At 74.1% G+C, this 1,524-nt stretch carries 1 protein-coding gene; it reads right to left on the bottom strand.

The features are described 5' to 3' along the window. Positions 1-62: 62 nt before the first annotated feature. Entirely contained in the window at positions 63-1,274 is a 1,212-nt protein-coding gene (locus tag FOE67_RS25390; protein ID WP_182667159.1) for an acetyl-CoA C-acetyltransferase, read from the bottom strand. Positions 1,275-1,524 lie beyond the last annotated feature (250 nt).

Consider the following 1,524-nt stretch of genomic DNA (forward strand, 5'->3'; position numbering starts at 1 on the left):
GGGTGGGGTGGGAAAAGCGCTGGAAGGAGCCGGAGGGGACGCGCGGGCGGGCCGCCCGGGGGTCAGACGCGTTCGATGATGGTGGCGATTCCCATGCCGCCGCCCACGCACAGGGTGGCCAGGCCGCGACGCAGGTCGCGGCGTTCGAGTTCGTCCAACAGGGTGCCCAGGATCATCGCGCCGGTGGCGCCCAGGGGGTGTCCCAGGGCGATGGCCCCGCCGTTGACGTTGACCCGGTCGAGGTCGAGCTCCATCTCCCGCACGAAGCGCAGGACGACGGCGGCGAACGCCTCGTTGATCTCCACCAGATCGATGTCGTCCATGGTGAGGCCGGCCCGGTCCAACGCCTTGCGGGTGGCGGGGGCCGGTCCGGTGAGCATGATGGTCGGCTCGGAGCCGGTCACGGCGGCGGAGACGATCCGGGCCCGGGGGCGCAGTCCGTGCCGCTCCCCCACCTCCCGGGTGCCGATGACGGTGAGGGCGGCGCCGTCCACGATGCCGGAGGAGTTCCCGGCGTGGTGGACGTGGTCGATGCGTTCGAGCCAGTGGTACTTCCCGAGCGCGACGGCGTCGAAGCCCCCCTCCTCCCCCATCCGGGCGAAGGAGGGGCGCAGGGCGGCGAGGGAGTCGGCGGTGGTGCCGGGACGCGGGTGCTCGTCGCGGTCGAGCAGGACGAGCCCGGAGGGGTCGGTGACCGGCACCACGGAGCGGTCGAAACGGCCCTCCTTCCAGGCCGCGGCGGCCCGTTCCTGGGAGAGCGCGGCGTACTCGTCCACGTCGCGGCGGGTCAGCCCCTCCAGGGTGGCGATCAGGTCGGCCCCGATGCCCTGCGGGACGAAGCCGACGCGGTGGGCGGTGGCCGGGTCGGCGGCCCAGGCGCCGCCGTCGGAGCCGATCGGCACCCGGGACATCGACTCCACCCCGCCGGCGAGGATGAGGTCCTCCCAGCCGGAGCGGATCCGGGCGGCGGCCTGGTTGACGGCCTCCAGGCCGGATGCGCAGAAACGGTTCTCCTGCACGCCCGCCACGGTGTCGGGGAGACCGGCGGCGATGGCGGCGATCTTGGCGATGTCGGCGCCCTGGTCGCCCAGGGGAGTGACCACGCCCAGGACGATGTCGTCGATGGCCGCCGGGTCGAGGTCGGGGAGCCTGCGGCGGAGTTCGTCCACCAGTCCGACGACCAGGTCGATCGGCTTGACGGTGTGCAGCGAGCCGTTGGGCTTGCCGCGACCGCGCGGGGTGCGGATCGCCTCGTAGAGGTAGGCCTCGGTCACGGGCTCTCCCGGCGTCGTCGGCGGAGCGAGGGGGTCGGCCGCGGCCGGGCCCCTCGCGGAACGGCTCCCACGATAAGAACGTGTTCCATTTTCGACAAGGGCGACGCCCCGGCGGGCCGGCCGGATCCCGGGGCGCTCCCCCACTCACCCGTCACTCACCCATCTCTCCCCCCGTCCTTCCCCGTCATTCCCCCGGCGCGTCGGGGGCGCCGGGGCGGGGGCCGGCGTCCGGAACGGCATCGGACCCGGG

The sequence above is a fragment of the Streptomyces calidiresistens genome (genome assembly GCF_014141525.1).
GTDB lineage: Bacteria > Actinomycetota > Actinomycetes > Streptomycetales > Streptomycetaceae > Streptomyces > Streptomyces calidiresistens.